The 24,138-nt window shown below is 71.0% G+C and carries 19 protein-coding genes and 1 tRNA gene; 7 read left to right on the forward strand and 13 right to left on the reverse strand.

The genetic code is table 11. The annotated features are described in order from the left end of the window. Window positions 1-73: 73 nt before the first annotated feature. Window positions 74-157 (reverse strand) — tRNA-Leu (locus tag AB0G52_RS13685). Window positions 158-254: 97 nt separating this feature from the next. Here AB0G52_RS13685 and AB0G52_RS13690 point away from each other — a divergent pair. Continuing rightward, window positions 255-911 (forward strand): response regulator, encoded by a 657-nt coding sequence (locus tag AB0G52_RS13690; protein WP_132886188.1) that lies wholly within the window; start codon window positions 255-257, stop codon window positions 909-911. Between the two features lie 114 nt (window positions 912-1,025). On the opposite strand, the gene AB0G52_RS13695 is transcribed toward AB0G52_RS13690, so the two are convergent. From AB0G52_RS13695 to AB0G52_RS13735, 9 genes are all read right to left on the reverse strand, one after another. Next, on the reverse strand, window positions 1,026-1,742 hold the full coding sequence (locus AB0G52_RS13695; RefSeq protein WP_361336437.1) for an ABC transporter ATP-binding protein: 717 nt from the start codon (window positions 1,740-1,742) through the stop codon (window positions 1,026-1,028). After that, window positions 1,739-2,641, reverse strand: a complete 903-nt coding sequence (locus AB0G52_RS13700) for an ABC transporter ATP-binding protein (RefSeq protein ID WP_132886186.1) — start codon at window positions 2,639-2,641, stop codon at window positions 1,739-1,741. Before AB0G52_RS13700 ends, AB0G52_RS13695 begins: the two co-directional genes overlap by 4 nt. Before the next feature lie 5 nt (window positions 2,642-2,646). Further along, complete coding sequence (locus AB0G52_RS13705; RefSeq protein WP_132886185.1) at window positions 2,647-4,497, reverse strand: branched-chain amino acid ABC transporter permease; 1,851 nt, start codon at window positions 4,495-4,497, stop codon at window positions 2,647-2,649. Window positions 4,498-4,502: 5 nt separating this feature from the next. Next, window positions 4,503-5,435: a branched-chain amino acid ABC transporter permease gene (locus tag AB0G52_RS13710; RefSeq protein WP_132886184.1), complete on the reverse strand. Its 933-nt coding sequence runs from the start codon at window positions 5,433-5,435 to the stop codon at window positions 4,503-4,505. A gap of 113 nt (window positions 5,436-5,548) precedes the next feature. Beyond that, complete coding sequence (locus AB0G52_RS13715; protein ID WP_132886183.1) at window positions 5,549-6,787, reverse strand: branched-chain amino acid ABC transporter substrate-binding protein; 1,239 nt, start codon at window positions 6,785-6,787, stop codon at window positions 5,549-5,551. 304 nt (window positions 6,788-7,091) lie between these two features. Continuing rightward, window positions 7,092-7,682: a Tat pathway signal sequence domain protein gene (locus AB0G52_RS13720; protein WP_132886182.1), complete on the reverse strand. Its 591-nt coding sequence runs from the start codon at window positions 7,680-7,682 to the stop codon at window positions 7,092-7,094. Continuing rightward, window positions 7,679-8,071: a hypothetical protein gene (locus AB0G52_RS13725; RefSeq protein WP_132886181.1), complete on the reverse strand. Its 393-nt coding sequence runs from the start codon at window positions 8,069-8,071 to the stop codon at window positions 7,679-7,681. The genes AB0G52_RS13720 and AB0G52_RS13725 overlap by 4 nt, the downstream gene beginning before the upstream one ends. Window positions 8,072-8,125: 54 nt before the next feature. Then, a complete protein-coding gene (locus tag AB0G52_RS13730; protein WP_132886180.1) occupies window positions 8,126-8,611 on the reverse strand; it encodes a hotdog fold thioesterase in 486 nt (161 codons plus the stop codon). A 50-nt stretch (window positions 8,612-8,661) separates the two neighbouring features. Continuing rightward, entirely contained in the window at window positions 8,662-10,941 is a 2,280-nt protein-coding gene (locus AB0G52_RS13735) for an FdhF/YdeP family oxidoreductase (protein WP_132886179.1), read from the reverse strand. Window positions 10,942-11,106: 165 nt separating this feature from the next. Between AB0G52_RS13735 and polA the strand changes: the two genes are divergently transcribed. Both polA and AB0G52_RS13745 read left to right on the forward strand, forming a co-directional pair. Continuing rightward, the gene (gene polA, locus AB0G52_RS13740; RefSeq protein ID WP_132886178.1) at window positions 11,107-13,833 is read left to right on the forward strand and encodes a DNA polymerase I; all 2,727 of its coding nucleotides are present in this window, start codon (window positions 11,107-11,109) and stop codon (window positions 13,831-13,833) included. Between the two features lie 270 nt (window positions 13,834-14,103). Then, entirely contained in the window at window positions 14,104-14,472 is a 369-nt protein-coding gene (locus tag AB0G52_RS13745; protein ID WP_361336441.1) for a hypothetical protein, read from the forward strand. Here AB0G52_RS13745 and AB0G52_RS13750 read toward each other — a convergent pair. Further along, complete coding sequence (locus AB0G52_RS13750) at window positions 14,411-15,247, reverse strand: DUF4184 family protein (RefSeq protein ID WP_361336443.1); 837 nt, start codon at window positions 15,245-15,247, stop codon at window positions 14,411-14,413. The two genes, AB0G52_RS13745 and AB0G52_RS13750, sit on opposite strands and share 62 nt — an antisense overlap. A 311-nt stretch (window positions 15,248-15,558) precedes the next feature. Here AB0G52_RS13750 and AB0G52_RS13755 point away from each other — a divergent pair, with 311 nt between their 5' ends. From AB0G52_RS13755 to AB0G52_RS13765, 3 genes are all read left to right on the forward strand, one after another. Continuing rightward, window positions 15,559-17,352: a lytic transglycosylase domain-containing protein gene (locus AB0G52_RS13755; RefSeq protein ID WP_361336445.1), complete on the forward strand. Its 1,794-nt coding sequence runs from the start codon at window positions 15,559-15,561 to the stop codon at window positions 17,350-17,352. A gap of 164 nt (window positions 17,353-17,516) precedes the next feature. Then, window positions 17,517-17,651 carry an SPW_0924 family protein gene (locus tag AB0G52_RS13760; protein WP_132886175.1) on the forward strand — a complete coding sequence of 45 codons (135 nt, stop codon included), beginning with the start codon at window positions 17,517-17,519 and terminating at the stop codon, window positions 17,649-17,651. A 21-nt stretch (window positions 17,652-17,672) separates the two neighbouring features. After that, entirely contained in the window at window positions 17,673-18,665 is a 993-nt protein-coding gene (locus AB0G52_RS13765) for a DUF3068 domain-containing protein (protein ID WP_361336447.1), read from the forward strand. Here the strand turns inward: AB0G52_RS13765 and hrpB are convergent. Beyond that, a complete protein-coding gene (gene hrpB, locus AB0G52_RS13770) occupies window positions 18,655-21,195 on the reverse strand; it encodes an ATP-dependent helicase HrpB (protein ID WP_361336449.1) in 2,541 nt (846 codons plus the stop codon). The two genes, AB0G52_RS13765 and hrpB, sit on opposite strands and share 11 nt — an antisense overlap. Before the next feature lie 71 nt (window positions 21,196-21,266). Further along, the gene (locus AB0G52_RS13775) at window positions 21,267-22,223 is read right to left on the reverse strand and encodes a class I SAM-dependent methyltransferase (RefSeq protein WP_361336451.1); all 957 of its coding nucleotides are present in this window, start codon (window positions 22,221-22,223) and stop codon (window positions 21,267-21,269) included. Window positions 22,224-22,450: 227 nt separating this feature from the next. Between AB0G52_RS13775 and rpsA the strand changes: the two genes are divergently transcribed. Further along, complete coding sequence (gene rpsA, locus AB0G52_RS13780) at window positions 22,451-23,947, forward strand: 30S ribosomal protein S1 (RefSeq protein WP_046729628.1); 1,497 nt, start codon at window positions 22,451-22,453, stop codon at window positions 23,945-23,947. Window positions 23,948-24,138: the final 191 nt, after the last annotated feature.

The following is a 24,138-nucleotide window of genomic DNA, read 5'->3' on the forward strand; positions in this document are numbered from 1 at the left end:
ACTTTGTGTCACTGGCCGTGACTGCGGGCACAAAGCACTGGAGGATCACGCGAACGTGATCCTCCAGTTCGGGTGCCGGGTATGGGATTCGAACCCACACGTCCTTTCGGACAGAGGTGTTTGAGACCTCCGCGTCAACCAGTTGCGCCAACCCGGCCAGGTGACCTTGGAGGAGTGTACCGGGTCACCGATGGACAGCGCAGCTAGGTACTCTGCTAGTCAGCAGTACCCCTGCCCTGAACGAGGAGCCCCCCGTGACCGCCGCCGAGTCGCCCCAGCCAGTCGACGCACCCGACGACGACAAGTCGCACGTGCCTCCGCTGACGACCCGTGTCGTCATCGCCGAGGACGAGGCCCTGATCCGGCTCGACCTCAAAGAGATGCTGGAGGAGGAGGGGTACACGGTCGTCGGCGAGGCGGGTGACGGCGAGCAGGCCGTCGAGCTGGCCCGCGAGCACCGCCCCGACCTGGTCATCCTCGACGTCAAGATGCCCAAGCTGGACGGCATCTCGGCCGCCGAGAAGATCGCCGAGGAGTCCATCGCCCCGGTCCTGATGCTCACCGCGTTCTCCCAGCGCGACCTGGTCGAGCGGGCCCGGGACGCCGGTGCCATGGCGTACCTGGTCAAGCCGTTCAGCAAGAGCGACGTCGTCCCGGCGATCGAGATGGCCGTCTCCCGCTTCACGGAGCTGAAGCAGCTGGAGCAGGAGGTCGCGGACCTCACCCAGCGCCTGGAGACCCGCAAGCTGGTCGACCGCGCGAAGTCCGTCCTCCAGACCGAGTACGGCCTGACCGAACCGGCCGCGTTCCGCTGGATCCAGAAGACGTCCATGGACCGCCGCATGTCCATGCAGCAGGTTGCGGAGGCGGTCATCGCGGACAGCGAGGAGAAGAAGGCCGGCAAGGGCTGACGCGATCCGTACGTACGCAGGCCCGCGCCCCGGAGAAACGGGCGCGGGCCTGCGTTTGTCGGGGCGCGGGGAACTGCGCGACCAGCCCCCACGCACCCGCAGCCGACCGACTGCCTAGTCCTCGCCCAGGTAGGCCTTGCGGACCGACTCGTCGTGCAGCAGGTCCTGTCCGCTGCCCGACAGGACGATGTTGCCGACCTCCATGACATGCCCCTGGTCGGCCAGCGAGAGCGCCGCCTGGGCGTTCTGCTCGACGAGCAGGATCGTGGTGCCCTGCGACTTCAGCTCGGCGATCGTCGCCATGATCTTCTGCATCATGATCGGCGAAAGCCCCATCGACGGCTCGTCCAGCATCAGCAGCTTCGGCTGGGACATCAGCGCCCGCCCCATCGCCAGCATCTGCTGCTCACCGCCCGAGAGGGTGCCCGCGGCCTGCTTGCGCCGCTCGCCCAAGATGGGGAAGAGGTCGTAGGCCCGCTGGATGTCCTTCTCGATGCCGGGCTTGTCGTTGCGCAGGAACGCCCCGAGGCGCAGGTTGTCCTCGATGGTCATGCGCGGGAAGATGTGCCGCCCCTCGGGGGAGTGGGCGAGCCCGAGCGAGACCACCTGGTGGGCCGGGATCTTCTTCAGTGACCTGCCGTTGAACCGGATCTGCCCGCCGACCGGCTTGAGCAGCCCGGAAAGCGTGCGCAGGGTCGTCGTCTTGCCGGCCCCGTTGGTGCCGATCAGGGTGACGACCTGGCCGGCCTCGACCTTGAAGGAGATGCCCTTGACGGCTTCGATCTTGCCGTAGGCGACCCGCAGGTCCTCTACTTCGAGCAGTGCGGTCATCGGTCGTTCTCCTTGCCGGGCGCGGCGTCGGTCGGGGTGTCGGCCTCGGCTGCGGCTTCCGCCGCCTCGACCTCGGCGGCCTCCTCGTCGCCGGGCGCGTTCTCGAACGGCTCGCCCAGGTACGCGGCGACGACCCGCTCGTCGCCCTGCACGGTCGCGCTGTCGCCCTCGATGAGTTTCTCGCCCTGCACGAGGACGGCGACGCGGTCGCAGAGGTTGAAGATGAACCGCATGTCGTGCTCGATGACGAGGACGGCGATGCCCTTGTCGCGGATCGCGAAGACCAGTTCCTCGGTGGCGCGGGTCTCCTGCGGGTTCATGCCGGCCGTCGGCTCGTCCAGGAGCAGCAGCCCCGGCTCGCTGGCCAGCGCCCGCGCGATCTCCAGCTTGCGCTGCTCGCCGTAGGGCAGGTTGCGGGCGAGGTGCTCGGCCTTCTCCGCCAGGCCCACGAACTCCAGGAGTTCCATGGCCCGGGCCCGGGAGGCCGCCTCGGCCCTGTGGAAGCCGGGGCCGCGCAGCAGGGCGGACCAGAGGCCCTCCTTGGTGCGGGTGTGCCGGCCGACCAGCACGTTCTCCAGGACCGTCATGTTGGCGAACAGCCGGATGTTCTGGAAGGTGCGGGCGATGCCGGCCGCCGTGACCTTGAAGGACTTCGGCGGCAGGACCTCGCCCTTGTACCGGACCTCGCCCTCGGTGGGGATGTACAGACCGGTGAGGCAGTTGAAGAAGGTGGTCTTGCCGGCGCCGTTGGGGCCGATCAGACCGACGATCTCGCCGCTCCTGACGGTGAAGTCGACACCGCGCACGGCGGTGAGGCCGCCGAAGCGCATGGTCACGCCGCGTGCGTCGAGCACGACCTCGCCGGGGGCGGCTTCCTTGACGGTGGTTTCCGTGGTCATCGTGGTCAGGCCCCTGCCTTGGTGAGGACGGCGGGCGCTTCGGCTTCTTCGTGGAACTCGAGCTGGCGGCGCCGGTTGGGGATGAGGCCCTCCGGGCGGAAGCGCATCAGCAGGATGAGCGTGACGCCGAAGGCGAAGAGCTGGTAGTCGCCCAGGAACTGCAGCTTGGCCGGGATCAGGTACAGCAGGGACGCGCCGACCAGCGGGCCGGAGATGGTGCCCATGCCGCCGAGGACCACCGCGGCCAGCAGGAACGCCGAGTTGGGCGGGACCACGTAGGCGAACTGGTACTGCTCCGGGGTCACCGTGTAGGTGACGTGGGCCTGGACCGAGCCGGAGAGCCCGGCCAGGCAGGCGCCCAGGGCGAACGCGATCAGCTTGACCCGGAAGCCGTTGATGCCCATGGCGAGCGCGGCGGTCTCGTCCTCGCGGATGGCGACCCAGGCGCGGCCGATACGGGAGTCGCTGCTGCGCCGGAAGACGATGACCACGATGAACGTGATGATCAGCATCAGCAGCAGGTAGTTGGCGAATCGCCCGATGGTGCTGCCGAGGATCTGGTGCTCGGCGCCGAAGTCAAAGCCGAGGATGTTCAGGTTCGGGATCGAGGAGATGCCGTTGGAGCCGTTGGTGACATCGGGGCCCGAGGTGCCGTCCAGGTTGAGGACGGTGATCCGGAAGATCTCACCGAAGCCGAGGGTCACGATGGCCAGGTAGTCGCCGCGCAGTCGCAGGGTCGGGGCACCGATGACGACACCGAAGATCATGGCGACGACCGCGCCCAGCAGCGCCGACGCCCAGAACGGCCACTGCACGTGCAGCGGCGAGGACGGCGAGCCGGAGACCAGGGCCGCGGTGTAGGCGCCGACACCGAGGAAGGCGACGTAACCGAGGTCGAGGAGGCCGGCGAGGCCGACGACGATGTTCAGCCCGAGCGCGACGGTCGCGAAGATCAGGATGTAGACGCCGATCGTCGCGTACTGGTCGTTGGACTGGGTGAACGGGAAGGCCGCGGCGGCGACGAAGGCGCCGGTCATGGTGATGTTCCGGTGCTTCCCCGTGATCGCCGAGACCCGGGCCACGATCCCGGCCTTGGAGAGGGAGGCGAAACCGAAGCCGGCGATGATCAGGAAGCCGATGAACAACTGGTCGTACGACGTGCCGATGCCATAGCTGAAGACGATCAGGCCCACGGCCATGGCCGCGATGATGACCAGGATCTCGGCCCAGGACGGCAGCGGGGCCGCGGGAGCGGGGGTCTTCGCGGCGAAGGCGGCGCGGAAGGTGTTCCAGTTCTGCCGGGAGTTGTGCTTGAACAGCTCCCAGCCGGTGTCGTCCGGGTCGACCGGGTCGGGCTCCGGCCGCTCGAACGGCAGGGCGAGCGCGCCGATCACGGAGAGCAGGGTGGCAATCGCGACGAGGAAGCCGCCCGGGTCCAGGTTCACCAGGCCGCCGAGTTTCACGCTGATGGCGATCACGGTGTACCAGGCGGTGCCGAAGGTACCGAGCGCGGCCATCTTCAGCGCGCTGTCGGCGCTGCCCGGGGTCAGCCAGGACAGGCCCTTGACGCCGTAGGAGGACAGGCCGAACAGGGTGGTGAGGATGCCGCCGATCAGCACCAGGACCTGCAGGCCGCCCGGGTAACCGTAGACGGTGAGGTCACCGGGGAAGTCGGAGGTCCAGGTCCACGACATGAACGTGGAGACGATGGCGAGGACGCCGCCGCCAGTGGCGAGGGCGCGGCCGAGCGGGGCCGGCAGACCGATCAGACCGGACGCGGCGGGCGCCGGGGCGCTCGTGGTCCCGGGGGTCTCGGGGGTCTCGGGGGTCTCGGATGCGGTGGTCTCTGTGGTCATCGGTGTCACGCCCTGTCCGCGACGCGTTCGCCGAGCAGACCCTGTGGCCTGAACAGCAGTACGAGGATGAGGAGTACGAACGCCCAGACATCGGCCCAGGACTGGCTGCCGAACTGGCCCATGCCGGGGATGTCCGAGATGTAGGCGGTCGACAGGGCCTCGGCGACGCCGAGGACGAGGCCACCGAGCATGGCGCCGTAGATGTTGCCGATACCGCCGAGGACGGCCGCGGTGAAGGCCTTCAGGCCGAGCAGGAAGCCCATCTTGAAGTCGATCTGGCCGTATTTGAGGCCGTAGGCGACGCCGCCGACGGCGGCGAAGGCGGCACCGAGGGCGAACGCGATCACGATGATGCGGTCGGTGTTGACGCCCATCAGCTTCGCGGTGTCCGGATCCTGGGCGGTCGCCTGCATACCGCGGCCGGTGCGGGTGCGCATCACGAAGTAGGCGAGGAAGGCCATGCTGAGCGGGGCCACGACCACCAGGAAGATGTCACCGGTCTGGATCGTGACGTTGCCGATGGTGAAGGGGCCGCCCGGGATGGTGGGGAAGGTACGGGCGGACTTGGCCTCGGGGTACCAGGCCCACACCGCCTGTTGCAGGGCCAGGGAGAGGCCGATGGCGGTGATGAGCGGGGCGAGACGCGGGGCGGTGCGCAGGGGGCGGTAGGCGAACCGTTCCGCTCCGACGGCGACCAGGACGGCGACGATGATGGCGCCCACCAGCATCAGCGGGAGGGCTATCCACATCGAGGTGCCGTCCGGCAGTACGTACGCGTAGACCGTGAGCGCGCCGAAGGCGCCGGTCATGAAGATCTCGCCGTGGGCGAAGTTGATGAGCTGGACGATGCCATAGACCATCGTGTAGCCGATGGCGACCAGCCCGTACATGGATCCCAGTAGCAGGCCGTTGACCAGCTGCTGCGGCAGTTCGTTCACCGCATGTCCTCCGAGACGTTCGGAAAGTTCGACGAATGAGGTCGGATGCGAGTCCGCGCGGGGCGCCAGTGGAACAGCGCCCCGCGCGGCTCGGTGCTGCGTGCGGGTGTGGGTCAGCTGCTCGGCGTGAACGTGCCCGAGGTGGCAGCCTTCCAGGCCCCGCCGTCGACCTTGTAGACGGTGAGCTGCTTGTTGGTCGCGTCACCGAACTCGTCGAAGGAGACCTTGCCGGTCACACCGTCGAAGGAGACGTTCTGGACCGCGGCGGTGATCTTCGCGCGGGCGTCGGACGGCAGCTTGCCGCCGTTGTCGTCGACGACCTTCTTCACGGCCTCGATGATCGACCAGGCCGAGTCGTAGGAGTAGCCGCCGTAGGCGCCGTAGGCCTCCTTGTAGCCGGCCGCCTTGTAGTTGGCGACGAACTCCTTGGCGGAGGCCAGGGTCTCGACCGGGGCGCCGACCGAAGTGGCCAGATCGCCGGTGGCGGCGGAGCCCGCCAGCTTGAGGTAGTCGTCGGCGTAGATGCCGTCACCGCCGACCAGCGGGACCTTGGCGCCGGCGGCCTTGAGCTGCTTGCTCAGCGGACCGGCCTGCGGGTACTCGCCGCCGTAGTAGACCACGGTGGCGCCCGAGTTCTTCACCTTGGTGACGACCGCGGAGTAGTCCTTGGAGTCGGGGTTGATGTGCTCGGTGCCGACCACCTTGCCGCCGAGCTTCTTGAACTCCCCGGTGAAGGTGGCGGCGAGGCCCGCGCCGTAGGTCTTCTTGTCGTCGATGATGAAGGCCTTGGTCAGCTTCGCCGTGTTGTACACGTACTGCGCGGCGTACGGGCCCTGGATGGCGTCCGTGGTCGCGGTACGGAAGTACGACTTGTACGGACGCGACTTCGACGTCTGCCAGTTGTCGCCCTGGGTCAGCGCCGGGTTGGTGTTGGCCGGCGAGACCTCGACCAGCTTGGCGTCGTCGAAGACCTTCTGCATCGACTGGGCCACGGAGGAGTTCAGCGGGCCGACCACGCCGTAGACGCTGCTGTCACCGACGAACGCGGTGGCGTTCGCCTGGCCGGAGGACGGCTGTGCCTGGTCGTCCTTGGCCGCGATCTTGAACGTGACGCCCTTGACGTAGTTCTTCTTGTTGGCCTGGTTGACCGCCAGGTCGACCGAGTTCTTGATGCCCAGGCCGAGCGCGGACAGGTCGCCGGTCAGCGGGGCGTCGACGCCGATGGTGACGGTGGTGCCGCCGTTGCCGGAGTCGGAGCCCTTGTCGCCGCTGTCTCGCGAACCGCAGGCGGTGAGGGTGAGTGCTCCCGCTGCCAGTGCGGCGGTGATGGCGATGAGCGAACGTTGACGCACGATCAGTCCTTTCCCCTGAACAACCGCATCCCCGTGGAAACGGTCGAGTCGGGCGACCGGCCGAAGAGAGAATCCGACGGCGCCGTGACTGGCCGTGACTCTAGGCGGGTGTAGGGAACGTGTAGGAGGGTCTGGCCGATGCTGTGACGCTCTTGTTATGACACGAGGTAATGCAGAGCGGTACACCGTGCGGAGAACGGAGGAATTCCAGCCGATTCGCCCCGTCCGCATGGTGAGAACCCGCAGGACCCGCCGCGATGGGATCAGGAGTCTCAAGCCTTTTGGTGGTTACTCCACGCCGTCGCTAACTGTTGCTGCAGGCGACTTTCAGGGCGTGTGAGAGATGCTGTGCGTAGCGGGATCCCAGGATGAAACTCTGTACCTGTATTGCGCGTGTATTACGTAGAGTTACGTCCAGGAAAGGAAGTCCGGCATCCTTCGGAACTGTTCCGCAATCGGTCACATGCATGGTGATCGTGATCTCTCGGGGTGAGCCCGGTGTTGTCCGGAAGGGGGCGCGTGGCGCCTCGGACAGCGTGAGGCCGGCGTAGGGCTGCGTCATCCGGGGCACGGTGACCGGCGGCCCGTCCATGACGGTCATCCGTACCGCGAAGCTGAAGCTGCGGGGTGGCGCACCCGGTGGTGTGGACCGGCCGCCCACGAACGAGAACGCCACCGTCTGCGCGGGGTAGGGGACTTCGGGCGGCGGCGGCCGATGCGGGCGGGTCGCGACGAGGTAGCCGCCGCCCGCGAGGAGCACCGCCGCGGTGCCGAGGAGGAGGGTGGCGCGACGGCGGGCGGGGCGCGCGGGAGCGGGCGCGGCCGCCCCGGGGGCGTCCCAGGCATGGGTGCCGTCACCGGGTTCGACGGGACCGATGCCGCTCGTCCCGCTCATCGCCAGGGACCTCCGCCCGGCGCGCCGTGGCGGTACCGGTCGGCGCAGGCGGACCGTGACCGACGGTCAATCAAGCGGTCCGCGGCGGCGGCGCCTTGACGCCGTGCCACCTGCCGCGCGGCGTCCACGACGTCCCGGAGGATCTCGTACTGCCCGTTGGACAGTCCCATCGACTGGTAGTCGCCGTAGGTGCCGTTGTCGAGCGCCTCGCGCGACCAGTGCGCGACGATCCTGGCGCACAGGGCCGCGTCCGAGACCGCCGTCGACGGAGAACCGGCCGGAGTGTGCCGCGCGGCCGTGGGCGCCGTGGCGGCGCCGCAGGCCGTCAGCAGCGCGAGCCCGATCCCCAGTGCGGTCACCCCCGTCAGGGGGCCTCCTCGCCGTCCCATGCGCCGACGTTACGGGCGCCGACGGCGGGGAGCAATGGATGCGCCGCCGGTGGGTCAGCCCTGGGCGGCGGAGGGCAGCGCCGAGCCCTCCAGGTCACGCAGCAGACAGGTCAGCCGGGCGGTGCACACCCGGCGGCCCTCCTCGTCGCTGATCACGATCTCGTACGTGGCCGTGGAGCGTCCCCGGTGCACCGGCGTGGCCACGCCGGTGACCAGGCCGGAGCGGGCGCCCCGGTGGTGCGTGCAGTTCAGGTCGACGCCGACCGCGATCTTCGAGCTGCCGCCGTGCAGCATCGACCCGACCGAGCCCAGGGTCTCCGCCAGCACCGCGCTGGCCCCGCCGTGCAGCAGCCCGTACGGCTGGGTGTTGCCCTCCACCGGCATGGTGCCGACGACGCGGTCCGCGGAGGCCTCGACGATCTGCACGCCCATCCGGGTGCCGAGGTGCCCCGCGGAGAACAGGGCCGGCAGGTCGACGCCGAGCGAGGCGTACTCGTCGATGACCTCCTGCGGGAACTTCACGTGCTGCTGCTCGCCCATGGGGCCGGCTCCGATCGTCGTACGGCTGTCTCTCTCCGCTGAGCAAACGCTCAGTCGGTCGCCGATTGTTCCAGACGGATCACGACCGACTTGCTGGCCGGGGTGTTGCTGGTGTCCGCGGTGGCGTCGAGCGGCACCAGCACGTTGGTCTCGGGGTAGTACGCCGCCGCGCAGTTGCGCGCGGTCGGGTAGTGCACGACCCGGAAGCCCGGCGCCCGGCGCTCCACGCCGTCCTTCCACTCGCTCACCAGGTCCACGTACGACCCGTCGGCGACCCCCAGCCGCCGCGCGTCCTGCGGGTTCACCAGGACCACCCGGCGGCCGTTCCTGATCCCCCGGTAGCGGTCGTCCAGGCCGTAGATCGTGGTGTTGTACTGGTCGTGCGAGCGCAGGGTCTGCAACAGCAGGCGGCCCTCGGGCAGTTCGGGGAACTCGACGGGGGCCGCCGTGAAGTTCGCCTTGCCGGTGGCCGTCGGGAACCGCCGTTCGTCGCGCGGGGCGTGCGGGAGGGCGAAGCCGCCCGGGTGCGCCACGCGCGCGTTGAAGTCCTGGAAGCCGGGGATCACGCGCGCGATGCGGTCGCGGATCGTCGCGTAGTCCTTCTCGAACTCCTCCCAGGGCGTGCGGCTGTCCGCCCCGAGCACCCGGCGGGCCAGCCGGCACACGATCGCAGGCTCCGACAGCAGGTGCGGGCTCGCGGGCTCCAGCCGGCCGCGCGAGGCGTGCACCATGCCCATGGAGTCCTCCACGGTCACGAACTGCTCGCCGCCGGCCTGCAGGTCGCGTTCGGTGCGGCCGAGCGTCGGCAGGATCAGCGCCCGCGCGCCGGTGACGACATGCGAGCGGTTGAGCTTCGTCGACACGTGCACCGTCAGCCGCGCGCGCCGCATGGCCGCCTCGGTGACGTCCGTGTCGGGGGTGGCGGAGACGAAGTTGCCGCCCATCGCGAAGAAGACCTTCGCCTGGCCGTCGCGCAGCGCGCGGATGGCCCGCACGACGTCGAAACCGTGCTCGCGCGGGGGCGCGAAGCCGAACTCCTTCTCCAGGGCGTCCAGGAACGCGGGGGCGGGGCGTTCGAAGATGCCCATCGTGCGGTCGCCCTGCACGTTCGAGTGACCGCGGACCGGGCAGACGCCCGCGCCGGGGCGGCCGATGTTGCCGCGCAGGAGGAGGAAGTTGACGACCTCGCGGATGGTCGGCACCGAGTGCTTGTGCTGGGTGAGGCCCATCGCCCAGCACACGATGGTGCGCTTCGAGGCGAGCACCATGCGCAGCGCTTCCTCGATCTCCGCGCGGGACAGCCCGGTCGCCGCCAGCGTCTCGTCCCAGTCGGCGGCGCGGGCGGCCTTCGCGAACTCCTCGAACCCGGAGGTGTACTCGCGTACGAACTCCTCGTCGACCGCGCCGTCCGTCTCCAGGACCAGTTTGTTGAGGAGGCGGAACAGGGCCTGGTCGCCACCGATGCGGATCTGCAGGAACAGGTCGGTGAGCGCGGCGCCCCGGAGCATCCCCTGGGGGGTCTGCGGGTTCTTGAACCGCTCCAGACCGGCCTCCGGGAGCGGATTGACGCTGATGATCCGCGCGCCGCCGGCCTTGGCCTTCTCCAGGGCGGAGAGCATCCGGGGGTGGTTCGTCCCCGGGTTCTGCCCGGCGACGATGATCAGGTCGGCCCGGTGGAGGTCCTCCAGCAGGACACTGCCCTTGCCGATGCCGATCGTCTCGCTCAGTGCCGAGCCCGACGACTCGTGGCACATGTTGGAGCAGTCCGGCAGGTTGTTGGTGCCGAGCTCGCGCGCGAAGAGCTGGTACAGGAACGCGGCCTCGTTGCTGGTCCGGCCCGAGGTGTAGAAGACGGCCTCGTCGGGTGAGCCGAGGGCGGCGATCTCCGCGCCGATGATGTCGAAGGCCCGCTCCCAGCTGACCGGCTCGTAGTGCTCGGCGCCCTCCGCCAGGTACATGGGGTGCGTGAGCCGGCCCTGCTGACCCAGCCAGTAGCCACTGCGGCCGTGCAGGTCCGTGAGGCTGTGCGCGGCGAAGAACTCGGGCGTCACCCGCCGCAGGGTGGCCTCCTCGGCGACCGCCTTCGCGCCGTTCTCGCAGAACTCGGCGGTGTGCCGGTGCTCCGGCTCCGGCCAGGCACAGCCCGGGCAGTCGAAGCCGTCCTTCTGGTTGACCCGCAGCAGCGTCAGTGCGGTACGCCTCACACCCATCTGCTGCTGGGCGATGCGCAGCGTGTGCCCGACGGCGGGCAGCCCCGCGGCCGCGTGCTTGGGCTCCGCGACCCGCGGCGCGTCCTGAACGGGATCCCCCTGGGGCGGCTTCGTCGCCATCGCACGCTCTCCTCTATGCCGGCACCACTGCCCTGCACACCAGATCCTCGCACGGGCCACCGACAGCCATCGAGGACGGGCACCGGGCGGCTCCCGTCCCCTCACCGGCCGGCTCCCGTCTCCTCGCCGCCCTGCCTGTCAGTGCGGCGTGGCAGGATCGGGGGCGTGGCAGAGACAGCATCGAAGAAGACCGACAAGACCCCCGGCGGCACCCGTCCCCGGCTGATGCTCATGGACGGGCACTCGCTGGCGTACCGCGCGTTCTTCGCGCTGCCCGCGGAGAACTTCACGACCGCGACGGGCCAGCCGACGAACGCGATCTACGGCTTCGCGTCGATGCTGGCCAACACCCTGCGTGACGAGGCGCCCACGCACTTCGCGGTGGCGTTCGACGTCTCCCGCAAGACCTGGCGCTCGGCGGAGTTCACCGAGTACAAGGCGAACCGCTCGAAGACCCCGGACGAGTTCAAGGGCCAGGTCGAGCTGATCGGCGAGCTGCTCGACGCCATGCACGCGCAGCGCTTCGCCGTCGAGGGCTTCGAGGCCGACGACATCATCGCCACCCTCGCCACCCAGGCCGAGGCCGAGGGCTACGAGGTCCTCATCGTCACCGGCGACCGAGACTCCTTCCAGCTGGTCACCGAGCACACCACGGTCCTCTATCCCACCAAGGGCGTCTCCGAGCTGACCCGGTTCACCCCGGAGAAGGTTTTCGAGAAGTACGGCTTGACGCCCGCCCAGTACCCCGACTTCGCGGCCCTGCGCGGCGACCCGTCCGACAACCTGCCCGGCATCCCCGGCGTCGGCGAGAAGACCGCGGCGAAGTGGATCAACCAGTTCGGTTCCTTCGCCGACCTGGTCGAACGCGTCGACGAGGTCAAGGGCAAGGCCGGTCAGAACCTCCGCGACCACCTGGAGTCGGTCAAGCTGAACCGCCGGCTCACCGAGCTGGAGCGCGGCGTGGAGCTGCCGAAGTCGGTCGCCGACCTGGAGCGCGCGCCGTACGACCGCAAGAGCGTCGCGATGATCCTGGACACCCTGGAGATCCGCAACCCCTCGCTGCGCGAGCGGCTCTACGCCGTCGACCCCGGCGCGGAGCAGGCCGAGTCCACCCCGGTCGCCGAGGCGGGCGTGGAGGTCGACGCCACCGTCCTCGGCACCGGCGAACTCGCCGGCTGGCTCGCCGAGCACGGCACCGGCCCACTGGGCGTCGCCACCCTCGACGCCTGGGCCCTCGGCGCCGGCTCGGTCGCCGAGGTCGCCCTCGCCACCGGAGGCGGCCCGGCGGCCTGGTTCGACCCCGCCCAGCTCGACGAGTCCGACGAGAACGCGTGGGCGGCCTGGCTCGCCGACGCCGGCAGGCCCAAGGTCTTCCACAACGCCAAGGGGGCGATGCGGGTCTTCGCCGAGCACGGCTGGCGCATCGAAGGCGTCACCATGGACACCGCGCTCGCCGCGTACCTGGTCAAGCCCGGCCGTCGCTCCTTCGACCTGGACGCGCTGTCCCTGGAGTACCTGCACCGCGAGCTGGCCCCCGCCGCGGCGGCCGACGGTCAGCTGGCCTTCGGCGCGGACGACGGTGCCGAGGCCGAGGCCCTGATGATCCAGGCCCGCGCGATCCTCGACCTCGGCGAGGCCTTCGAGGGCCTGCTGGAGGAGGTCGGCGCCGCGGACCTGCTGCGCGACATGGAACTGCCCACCTCGATCCTCCTCGCCCGCATGGAGCGGCACGGCATCGCGGCCGACCGCCCGCACCTGGAGGCGATGGAGCAGATGTTCGCGGGCGCGGTGCAGCAGGCCGTGAAGGAGGCGCACGCGGCCGCCGGGCACGAGTTCAACCTGGGCTCGCCCAAGCAGCTCCAGGAGGTCCTCTTCGGCGAGCTGGCGCTCCCGAAGACGAAGAAGACCAAGACCGGCTACACCACCGACGCGGACGCGCTCGCCTGGCTCGCCGGCCAGACCGAGAACGAACTGCCGGTGATCATGCTCCGGCACCGAGAGCAGGCCAAGCTGCGGGTCACGGTCGAGGGCTTGATCAAGACCGTCGCCGCCGACGGCCGTATCCACACCACCTTCAACCAGACCGTCGCCGCGACCGGCCGGCTCTCCTCCACGGACCCGAACCTCCAGAACATCCCGGTCCGAACGGACGAGGGCCGCGCGATCCGCCGCGGCTTCGTGGTCGGCGAGGGCTACGAGTCGCTCATGACCGCCGACTACAGCCAGATCGAGCTGCGCGTGATGGCCCACCTCTCCGAGGACGAGGGTCTGATCGAGGCCTTCACCTCCGGGGAGGACCTGCACAACACGGTCGCCTCCCAGGTGTTCGACGTCGACCGCTCGGCCGTCGACGCGGAGATGCGCCGCAAGATCAAGGCGATGTCCTACGGCCTCGCGTACGGTCTGTCGGCCTTCGGCCTCTCCCAGCAGCTGAACATCGACGCGGGCGAGGCCAGGGCCCTGATGGACACGTACTTCGAGCGGTTCGGCGGGGTGCGCGACTACCTGCGCCGTGTGGTCGACGAGGCCCGGGCCACCGGCTACACGGCGACCCTGTTCGGCCGCCGCCGCTACCTCCCCGACCTCAACAGCGACAACCGCCAGCGCCGGGAGGCCGCCGAGCGGATGGCCCTCAACGCGCCCATCCAGGGCACGGCGGCGGACATCGTGAAGATCGCCATGCTCCGGGTGGACGGCGCTCTGCGCGAGGCGGACCTGAGGTCCCGCATGCTCCTCCAGGTACACGACGAAATCGTTCTGGAGATCGCCCCCGGCGAGCGCGCCGAGGTCGAGTCCCTCCTGCGCGCCCAGATGACCGACGCGGTCCGCCTCAGGGCCCCGCTGGACGTGTCGGTGGGCGTCGGCCCGGACTGGGAGTCGGCAGCACACTGAGTTCCGTCCCCACTGGGCCGCCGCGGTGGCTGGCGCGGTGGCCGGCGCTCAGCCGGCCGCCGCGGGCCAGGAAGAGGCGGGCCAGGAGGAGGCGGGCCAGGAAGAGGCAGGCAAGGGGGCGACGGGCAAGGGGGCGACGGGCCAGGAGGAGGCGGGCCAGGGGGTGGCGGGCCCAGTGCCGTCGCCCCGGCTCTCCGGGCCCGCGGGGCCCGTCACTCACCTGGACCCCGCCAGAACGCCCCCGCCATCGCCACCGGCAAGGATGCGGCCATGGGTATACGCATGGTTCACCGCCGGACGCCCCAGAGCAAGCCCCCGGCCAAGGCCCGCTCCGCCGCGGCGCAGGTCACGGCAGTTCCGTCGGCCCCGGCCCAGGCGGCCGACGCCAGCTCCGCCCGCATCCCCGCCGACCTCGCCGCCACCGCGCGCCGCGCGGTCACCCGCCTCCGCCGGCGGCTCCGCGCCCGTCCCGGCCCGCGTCAGTGGCTCGACCTCGGCCGCGGCTACCTCGCGCTGGTCCTCACCGCGCTCCCCGGCCCGCGCCGCCCCCGCACCATGACCGTGTTCGTGGCCACCCTCATCGAACGGCGGCCCGGCTCCGCCGCACCTCGGCCACCGGAACCGGACGCCACACCCTGACGGCCACCGCGTATCCGACCACCCCCAGCAGCAGCCCCGCGCCCGCTCCGAACAGCACGGTCGGCAGCAGCTCCCAGGGCTTCGCCGTGGACCCCCAGTACTCCCACCACCGCGTCGCCCGCTGCACCGCCGCCAGCAGGGCGCAGCCCGCCAGCGCGGCCCCGGCCCACCACCGGTCCCGTACCGAAAGCTGCGGCACCCCCACCGGCTCCCCGTCCGGCGCCCGCCGTACCGCGCGCACCAGGAACACGGCGAGGACGGCCGCCCCCACCGCCGAACTGCCGTACTGGAGCAGGGTGTACAGCGGTACTCCCGCGACGTTCCGGCCGATCGCGGGGACGAGCCGGCTGCCCCAGCGGTCGTGGTGCGTGAACGCGTCCCAGATGACATGGGTGAGACCGCCGAGCACGGCGCAGACGTACCACCGGGCCGTCAGCCGCAGCCCGGCACGCGCGCGTGGCGCACCGCAGCGCAGCAGGGCCGAGAGCCGCCCCTGCCGACCCCGGGGGAGGAGCGCCACCAGCGGCTCCCGCACCAGCAGCCACAGCACCACCAGCGCCCAGGAGAACAGCACGTCCACGGTGAGGACTCCGGTGAAGGAGTGCGTGAAGCCGCCGAACGCCATCGCGTCCGGCACCGCGCTCGCCGCGTAGAAGGTGAGATCGGGGGCGAACGACCCCGCGACCAGCACCGCCGGCACCAGCCGCCCGCGGCCGGTCCCGTCACCGCGCACGGCGGGCAGCACGGCGGCGGCGTGGCTGAGAGTGAACGGCACCGGTCCCCCTGGAGCAGTCGTCGGCCGGAGCGCCGAACAGTGATCGCTTACGACAAGTATCCGTGACACCACCGCCGTTCAACGGCGGATGGCCAACTGGTGAAAACCGGGCACCGGCGGGTGTCGGCGGAAAGCAAGTTGTCGTAGGGTCGCCTGGGTCGCAGCCCGGGGCGCGTACGGCCGGGTGCACGACCTCACCACACGAAAGAGGCAACGGGGGCAACCACAGCACCGGGTCCATCGTCACACCAGGGCGAGCAGACAGACGGAGACGGACGCCCAGAAGGCGTCCAGGGGAGGGGTTCACCACTATGGCGGCGCAATTCGGCAGGCGGCTGCGCAAGGGAGCGGCGACGACCGCCGCGGCCGCGTTGGCGGTGGCGGCTCTGTCCGCGTCCCAGGCTCCCGGTGTCACGAACGCGGACACGGGCAGACAGGCCAACGCCGGCGCCAGCACCTCCGCTGCCGGGGACGGCGGTGCGGCCGGCGGCGCCACCGGCAACTCGCCCTACTACACGGACCTGCCGCCGCTGAACAGCCCCAACCCCAGCGCCAGTCCGACCGCCTCCTCGTCGAGCATCGGCACCGCCGTCTCCCAGGGCGCGGCCGAGGCCGGCATACCCGCCACGGTCCTGGACGCCTACCAGAAGGCAGAGGCGGAACTGCGCGCCTCCAAGCCCGGCTGCAACCTGCCCTGGCAACTGCTCGCCGCCATCGGCAAGGTGGAGTCCGGCCAGGCCCGCGGCGGTGACGTCGACGCCGAGGGCAACACGCTGCACCGGATCCTCGGCCCCGAACTCGACGGCAACGGCTTCGCGCTCATCAAGGACACCGACGGCGGCAAGTACGACGGCAACAGCCAGTACGACCAGGCCGTCGGTCCGATGCAGTTCATCCCGTCGACCTGGGCGTGGGCGGGCCGCGACGGCAACGGCGACGGCCTCAAGGACCCGAACAACGTCTACGACGCGGCGCTCGCCGCCGGGCACTACCTGTGCCGCAACGGCTGGGACCTGTCCGTCCAGGCCGACATGAACAGCGCGATCCTCAGCTACAACAACTCGCAGGACTACCTGAACCTGGTCCTGTCCTGGTACGAGTTCTACCGCAAGGGCACCCACTCGGTCCCGAACGGCACCGGCACCGTGCCCTCCCACCGCAGCGGCTCCGGTTCGGGCTCCGGATCCGGTTCGGGCTCCGGCTCGGGTGGCTCGGGCGGCGCGACCACCTCCCCGTCGCCCAGTGCGCCCAGTACGCCGGGGACCTCCACGCCGCACCCCGGCGAGCCCACCCCGGGCACCCCGAGCACGCCCCCGAGCCTGCCGCCCACGGCCACCGACAGCGTGGACCACCTGGAGGACGCGGGCACCGCCAAACTCACCGCGACGGCCGGTGAGGCGTTCGCCAAGAGGATCAGCACGCGCGCGGAGACCAAGGTGGGCCAGGCCGTCGCCAAGGTGCGCGTCCGCTTCACCATCGTCGGGGACACGGACACGACCTTCACCGGCGGCGAGAACACCGCCACGGTCGTCACCGACAGCAAGGGCGTCGCCGTCGCGCCGGCGCTCCAGGCGGGCGAGAAGACCGGCGACTTCACGGTCCGCGCCAGTGTGGTCGGCCGTACGGTCAAGGGCGTCGACTACGCCGCGACCGTCACCGCGCGTGCCGCGGACACCCTCGCCCGCACCAGCGACACCGCGCTGACCTGCACCCCCGGTGGCGAGTTCGCCGACCAGGTCCAGGTGAAGGCCACCTACAAGGGCGCCGTCGCCGGCAAGGTCGCCGCCACCGCCACACTGATCAAGTCCACGGACGACCCGAGCACCGACGACAAGGGCCCCTACTTCAAGGACGCCGACGGCAACGCCGTACGCACCCTCACGGGCCTCCAGACGGACGCGAACGGTCTGCTCACGCTGCCCAAGCTGTACGCGGACGACACCACCGGCACGTTCCTGCTGCGCATCACCACCACCGGCGGCGCGACGCTCACCGTCGAACTGACGGTGGCCGCGGCGGACGCCTCGCCGAGCCCGTCGCCGACCGCCTCCGCGTCGGCCTCCGCCTCGGCTTCGGCGAGTCCGTCCGCCCCCGCCACGCCCTGATCCGCCGACCCGGCCGTACGGCCACGAGGGCGCCCTCCCGCCGACGCGGGACGGCGCCCTCGTCGTCGTACGGCCGTGTGCGACGTGTTCTCATCTCGTCCTCCCGTTGCTACCGTGCCCGGACCTGACGAACCATCAGGAAGACGTCCGCAGGGAGGTCCCGCATGCGCGCCCTGATCGCCGCCGCGACCGGCCTCGTTCTCGCGGTCGTCCTGGTGGCGACCGTCAGTGCCATGGGAGCGCCGACCGGAAAGACGTCCCCCGAGCCGCTGCTCACGACGGTGCCCGCACACCCGTAACCGCCGCCCCGGGAGGCCGAGATGCGCCGCACGGCCAGTCTGGTCCTGCTCGCCTGCGCCGTGTTCTTCGCGGCGCTGTCCCCGCTGCTGCGCTGGTACGCCTTCCCGCGCCTGGCCAAGATCCCGGCGAACCAGTACCAGGCCGTGGTCATGGTGGCGAAGAACGCCACGCTCCTCGACTACGGCACCATGAAGGCGAAGAAGGTCCCCCGGGTCACCATCGTGCAGACCCTCAAGGGCGACGTGGCGGCCGCGCAGCGGATCGAGAAGACGGCAGGACGGGACGTCGTCGTCTGGGACGGCCTGTCCTACGTCCAGGGCCCCGACGGCAAGATGGTCTCCGAGATCCCCGAGCGCTACATCTTCGACGCCCACAGCCAGGAACCCGTCCACGCCACCGGCGAGATGGTCGACGGCGACCCGGTGAAACGGGACGGCATCGAGTTCAAGTGGCCCTTCCTGACGGAGAAACGGGACTACGAGTACTTCGACGCGCAGACCCGCACCACCAACCCCATCCACTACAAGGGCACGCGGACCTTCCGGGGCGTCAAGGTCTACTACTTCGAGCAGACCATCCCGTGGACCCGGGTCGCCCTGCCCAAGAAGATGCCGGTGCAGGGCATCACCCCCGAGTCGGTCGCCAGGACCGGCACCACCCGCTGGTACACCACGGTCCGCAAGTTCTGGGTGGAACCCGTCACCGGCGCGCCCGTCAACGGCGAGGAGATCCATCAGGAGGAGCTGCGCGGCGGCACCCTGCTCGGCGGCCGCGCCAAGGTGACCGCCTTCGCCGGTGACGTGAAGATGCGCGAGGACTACGTCGCGCACACGGTCGCCCTGGTCAAGCACAACCGCACCATCGTCCTGCTGCTGACCTCCTACCTCCCCTGGGGCTTCCTCACCCTCGGCCTCGCGCTGCTCGCGCTCTCCCTGTACCTGGAGGCGCTCGGCCGCCGCCCCGCCGACCCGCGGCCGAACCCGGCCGACGTCCCCGAACCGGTCAGCGCCTGAGCCGCGCGTTGGTGTGCCGGGTGGGTTCGGCGCCCGCGGGGTCCTCGGGCCAGGGGTGCTTCGGGTAGCGCCCCCGCAGTTCGGCCCGTACGCCCCTGTAGCCGTCCCGCCAGAAGGAGGCGAGGTCGGCGGTGACGGCGGCGGGCCGCCCGGCCGGCGACAGCAGATGCACCAGCACCGGCACCCCGGCCACGGCGGGCGACTCCTGCAACCCGAACATCTCCTGCAACTTCACGGCGAGCACCGGCTGTTCCGGGTTCCCGTAATCGACCCGGATCCGCGACCCGCTGGGTACGACGATCCGCTCCGGTGCCAGCTCGTCCAGCCGCCCCGCCTCCCCGCTCGCCCACGGCAGCAGCCGCCGCAGCGCCTCCCCGGCGTCGACACGCCCGAGATCGGCCCGCCGCCGGGCCCTGCTCAGCTCCGGTTCCAGCCATTCGGCCACGCGCGCGTGCAGCGTGTCGTCGCCGACATCGGGCCAGGGCTCCCCGACCCGCAGCCGGAGGAACGCGAGCCGCTGCCGCAGTGCGACGCCGTCCGCCGTCCACCGCAACAGGCCGAGCCCCTCCTGCCGCAGCCCGTCGAGCAGCGCCTCGCGTACCAGGGCGGGGTCGGCGTCCCGCAGCGGCCGCGCCGCCAGCTCGATCGCCCCGAGCCGGGTCACCCGCCGCGCGACCACGTCCCCGTCCGCCCAGCGGACCTCGTCCCGGGTGTCGAGCAGGGGACCGGCCGCCCTGCGCGCGGTCTCCTCGTCCACCGCAGCCGCGAGCTGCACGCGCGCGTGCCCCTTCCCCACGGGCCGGTCGGCCACGGCGACGGCGAGCCAGGGCGCGGAGCGCAGCGGTGATCCCTCACGGACCTCGGCACGGGTCCCGGAGGCCATGAGATGAGAGCCACCGTCGCCCCGAGCGACCCGCTCAGGAAAGGCAAGCGCGACGACGAGCCCGGCGACATGCTCCCCGAAACCCCCTTCCCCGCCCCCGGCGTCGTCCTTCGGGGATGAGGCGTGGTGCGCCGGGCGGGAGAGTTCGGGGAAGGTGCCCCGCAGGCGCCGGACCTCCGCGCGCCACCTCGCGGCGTAGGCGTCGTCCCCGCGTCGCGCGCGCCGCAGGGCGGCCGCGAGGTCGTCCCCGTACTCCCGGGGCACCTCCTCGCTCAGCAGCGCCACCACCTCCGCGGCCGGCTCCGCCCCCACCGCCGCGGCACCGTCCACCAGGGCCCGCCCCAGCCGGGGGTGCAGACCCAGCCGGGCCAACCGTGCCCCCCGCTCCGTGGCCCGCCCGGCGGGGTCCACCGCCCCGATCGCCGTCAGCAGGGCCCGCGCCGCCGCCATCGCCCCGCCCGGCGGCGGATCCAGCAAGGCCAGCCCGGTGGCCTCGGGATCGCCCCAGCAGGCCGCCTGAAGGGCGAACGCGGTCAGGTCGGCCACCTTGATCTCCGGTGCCGGAAAGGCCGTAAGACGCGCGTCCTCGGCCTCGGACCAGCAGCGGTACACCGCCCCCGGCGCCTCACGCCCGGCCCGCCCCGCCCGCTGCCGCCCGGCCGCACGGGACGCCCGCACCGTCGCCAGGGCGCCCAGCCCGCGCGCGTGGTCGACCCGCGGCTCCCGCGCGAGCCCCGCATCGACGACCACCCGCACCCCGGGGACGGTCAGCGAGGACTCGGCGACCGCCGTCGCCAGCACCACCCGACGCCGCTCCCCGGGCGCCAGCACCGCGTCCTGCACCGAGGCCGGCGCCCTGCCGTGCACCTGGAGCATCTCGGTGTCCCCGAGGTCGCCCAGGTGCCCCGCCACGCGCGCGATCTCGCCCACACCGGGCAGGAAGCACAGCACGTCCCCGTCCCGCTCGGCCAGCGCCCGCCGCACCACCGACGCCACATGCGTCAGCAGCGCCGGGTCGACCCGCATCCCGTGCGGTGGCCGCACCGGCCGGACCGGCGGCGCCCACACCACGTCCACGGGGTACGAGACGCCGCGCGCCTCGACCACCGGCGCGCCGCCCAGCAGCCGGGCCCAGCCCTCGGCGTCCGTGGTCGCCGAAGCTGCCACCAGGCGCAGCTCCGGCCGCAGCGTCTCCCGTACGTCCCAGAGGAAGGCGGCCACCGTGTCGGCGTCCAGATGCCGTTCGTGGCACTCGTCGAGGACGACGACGTCGACACCGGACAGCTCCTGGTCGCGTTGCAGGCGCTGCAGGAGCACACCGGTCGTGACGACCTCCACGCGCGCGTGGCGCCCGACGACCCGCTCGCCGCGCACGGTGTACCCGACGCTCCGCCCGACCTGCTCGCCCAGCAGCCACGCCATCCGCCGGGCCGCCGCGCGGACGGCGATCCGGCGCGGTTCGGCCACCACCACCCGCCGCGCCGGTCCCCGGTCCAGCAGACCGGCCAGCGCCAGTGGCACCAGCGTCGTCTTTCCGGTGCCGGGCGGCGCCACCAGGACGGCGGTGCCGTGCCCGGCCAGTGCGTCGTCCAGACCGGGCAGGACCTGTCGTACGGGCAGCGCGTCCAGGGCGTCGTAACGGATCACGCCCCTAGTGTCGTACGCCCCCGTGGCCGCCCTTCACGCGCGCGTGCGCCCCGGCTGCGCGGCGGGCTCCGTCACGCACGCTCACACACGAAGATCGCCGTGCCCGGGACGAGGCCGCCGCGCAGCGGGGACCAGCCGCCCCATTCGGAGGTGTTCCAGGCCGGCCACTCCGGCTCGACCAGGTCGACGAGCCGGAAGCCCGTGGAGACGATGTCGCGGACGCGGTCGCCGAGCGTGCGGTGGTGCTCGACGTACACCGCGCGGCCGTCCTCGTCCTGCTCGACGTACGGGGTGCGGTCGAAGTAGGAGCTCGCGACCGTGAGGCCCTCGGGTCCCGGCTCGTCCGGGAACGCCCAGCGGATCGGGTGGGTGACCGAGAAGACGAAACGGCCGCCGGGGCGCAGCACCCGGTGCACCTCGCGCAGCACCCGATGCGGGTCGGCGACGAACGGGAGCGCGCCGTACGCCGAGCAGGCCAGGTCGAAGGAGGCGTCCGCGAAGGGCAGCGCGGCCGCGTCCGCGCAGACGAGCGGAAACGATCCGCCGATGCGCAGCGCGTGCTGGAGCTGGCGGTGCGAGAGGTCCAGGGCGACCGGCCGCGCGCCCTGGGCGGCCAGCCAGCGCGCGCACTGGGCCGCGCCGGCGCCGATCTCCAGCACGTCCTTGTCCTTCAGCTCCTCCGGCGGGCCGAGCAGCTCGGCCTCCACCTCGTCGAGGCCTTCCGGACCCCACACGAAACGGTCGTCGCCGAGGAACGTGCCGTGCTCGATCTGGTACTCGTCGGCGTTGCGGTCCCACCAGCCCCGGTTGGCCCTGCTGCTCTCGGCGGCCCCGGCGGTCCGCCGGGTGGCTTCCGGTTCGAGGTCGAACGAATCGGGCTCTTGGATGATCGGCTCCCTCGTCGTACTCTTCCCTGCAACCCGTCGGCGGGGCGTCGCGGAAGAGGTTTTCCGGACCTGCGTGGCCTCGCGGGACGGTTCTTGTGCCGGGTATGCGGCGATCCGCCCCGGGTGTGCGCCTTCGCGCATTGACCCTGTCCGGCTGCCCCCGTATGCTACAAGTTGCGCTGCGGGCCTGCGCACCTCAGACGTAGCAGGCTGCGCTCGCATCTGTTGTATGTCCCCTCGGTTTTCGAGGCGCCACCAGCGGTTTTGTGTGGCGCTTCCTTGGCTGTCCGGTCTTCATCAGAGCGAAACGGGCTCCCGGCGTAAGCAGTACCTACGACTTCAATGTCCGTACCGGAGCCCTTTCCCACATGACGAGCAGCACCGAGACCACCGCCACCACCCCGCAGGTAGCGGTCAACGACATCGGTAACGAGGAAGCCTTCCTCGCCGCGATCGACGAGACGATCAAGTACTTCAACGACGGCGACATCGTCGACGGCGTCATCGTGAAGGTCGACCGGGACGAGGTCCTGCTCGACATCGGTTACAAGACCGAAGGTGTCATCCCGAGCCGAGAGCTCTCGATCAAGCACGACGTCGACCCGAACGAGGTCGTCGCCGTCGGTGACGAGATCGAGGCCCTGGTCCTCCAGAAGGAGGACAAGGAAGGCCGCCTGATCCTCTCGAAGAAGCGCGCCCAGTACGAGCGTGCCTGGGGCACCATCGAGAAGATCAAGGAAGAGGACGGCATCGTCACCGGTACCGTCATCGAGGTCGTCAAGGGTGGTCTCATCCTCGACATCGGCCTCCGTGGCTTCCTCCCGGCCTCCCTGGTCGAGATGCGCCGCGTCCGCGACCTCCAGCCCTACGTGGGCAAGGAGCTCGAGGCGAAGATCATCGAGCTGGACAAGAACCGCAACAACGTGGTCCTGTCCCGCCGTGCCTGGCTGGAGCAGACCCAGTCCGAGGTCCGCCAGACGTTCCTCACGACCCTCCAGAAGGGTCAGGTCCGTTCCGGTGTGGTCTCCTCGATCGTCAACTTCGGTGCCTTCGTGGACCTGGGTGGCGTCGACGGTCTGGTCCACGTCTCCGAGCTGTCCTGGAAGCACATCGACCACCCGTCCGAGGTCGTCGAGGTCGGCCAGGAGGTCACCGTCGAGGTCCTCGACGTCGACATGGACCGCGAGCGTGTCTCCCTGTCGCTGAAGGCGACCCAGGAAGACCCGTGGCAGCAGTTCGCCCGCACCCACCAGATCGGCCAGGTCGTGCCCGGCAAGGTCACGAAGCTGGTTCCGTTCGGTGCGTTCGTCCGCGTGGACGAGGGCATCGAGGGTCTGGTCCACATCTCCGAGCTGGCCGAGCGCCACGTGGAGATCCCGGAGCAGGTCGTCCAGGTCAACGACGAGATCTTCGTCAAGGTCATCGACATCGACCTCGAGCGCCGCCGCATCAGCCTCTCGCTGAAGCAGGCCAACGAGGCCTTCGGTGCCGACCCGGCCACGGTCGAGTTCGACCCGACCCTGTACGGCATGGCCGCGTCCTACGACGACCAGGGCAACTACATCTACCCCGAGGGCTTCGACCCCGAGACCAACGACTGGCTCGAGGGCTACGAGACCCAGCGCGAGGCGTGGGAGCACCAGTACGCCGAGGCGCAGCAGCGCTTCGAGCAGCACCAGCAGCAGGTCATCAAGAGCCGCGAGGCCGACGCCGCTGCCGCCGCCGAGGGTGGCGACGCCGCGGGTGCCGCTCCGGCCGCGGGTGGCGGTTCGTACTCCTCCGAGGGTGCGGACACCTCCGGCGCGCTCGCTTCGGACGAGGCGCTCGCCGCGCTCCGCGAGAAGCTGGCCGGCGGCCAGAGCTGACGCAGGCCCCCTGGGGCTCAGCCGCTTCACCGAGGGCCCGCACCTTTCGAGGTGCGGGCCCTCCGGCGTGTTCCGGGGCGCCCGTCGAGGCGTCCGTCGCACAGGTGCGTTTCGGGAACTTCCCGGCAGCCCCCGGTAGTTGCCCTGCTGCCCCGGTGTGAAAAGGCCACGAGAGGCCGGCTGATCAGGAA

Source organism: Streptomyces sp. NPDC021562, from assembly GCF_040640875.1.
In the GTDB taxonomy this organism is placed as follows: Bacteria; Actinomycetota; Actinomycetes; order Streptomycetales; family Streptomycetaceae; genus Streptomyces.

Bases quoted from the DNA above. Each gene is read 5' to 3' on its own strand.
- AB0G52_RS13765 (WP_361336447.1), top strand. From the start codon at position 17,673: ATGCGCCGCACGGCCAGTCTGGTCCTGCTCGCCTGCGCCGTGTTCTTC.
- rpsA (WP_046729628.1), top strand. From the start codon at position 22,451: ATGACGAGCAGCACCGAGACCACCGCCACCACCCCGCAGGTAGCGGTC.
- AB0G52_RS13755 (WP_361336445.1), top strand. From the start codon at position 15,559: ATGGCGGCGCAATTCGGCAGGCGGCTGCGCAAGGGAGCGGCGACGACC.
- AB0G52_RS13725 (WP_132886181.1), bottom strand. From the start codon at position 8,071: ATGGGACGGCGAGGAGGCCCCCTGACGGGGGTGACCGCACTGGGGATC.
- AB0G52_RS13730 (WP_132886180.1), bottom strand. From the start codon at position 8,611: ATGGGCGAGCAGCAGCACGTGAAGTTCCCGCAGGAGGTCATCGACGAG.
- AB0G52_RS13700 (WP_132886186.1), bottom strand. From the start codon at position 2,641: ATGACCACGGAAACCACCGTCAAGGAAGCCGCCCCCGGCGAGGTCGTG.
- AB0G52_RS13775 (WP_361336451.1), bottom strand. From the start codon at position 22,223: ATGCGCGAAGGCGCACACCCGGGGCGGATCGCCGCATACCCGGCACAA.
- AB0G52_RS13720 (WP_132886182.1), bottom strand. From the start codon at position 7,682: ATGAGCGGGACGAGCGGCATCGGTCCCGTCGAACCCGGTGACGGCACC.
- AB0G52_RS13735 (WP_132886179.1), bottom strand. From the start codon at position 10,941: ATGGCGACGAAGCCGCCCCAGGGGGATCCCGTTCAGGACGCGCCGCGG.
- AB0G52_RS13705 (WP_132886185.1), bottom strand. From the start codon at position 4,497: ATGACCACAGAGACCACCGCATCCGAGACCCCCGAGACCCCCGAGACC.
- AB0G52_RS13695 (WP_361336437.1), bottom strand. From the start codon at position 1,742: ATGACCGCACTGCTCGAAGTAGAGGACCTGCGGGTCGCCTACGGCAAG.
- AB0G52_RS13760 (WP_132886175.1), top strand. From the start codon at position 17,517: ATGCGCGCCCTGATCGCCGCCGCGACCGGCCTCGTTCTCGCGGTCGTC.
- AB0G52_RS13745 (WP_361336441.1), top strand. From the start codon at position 14,104: ATGGGTATACGCATGGTTCACCGCCGGACGCCCCAGAGCAAGCCCCCG.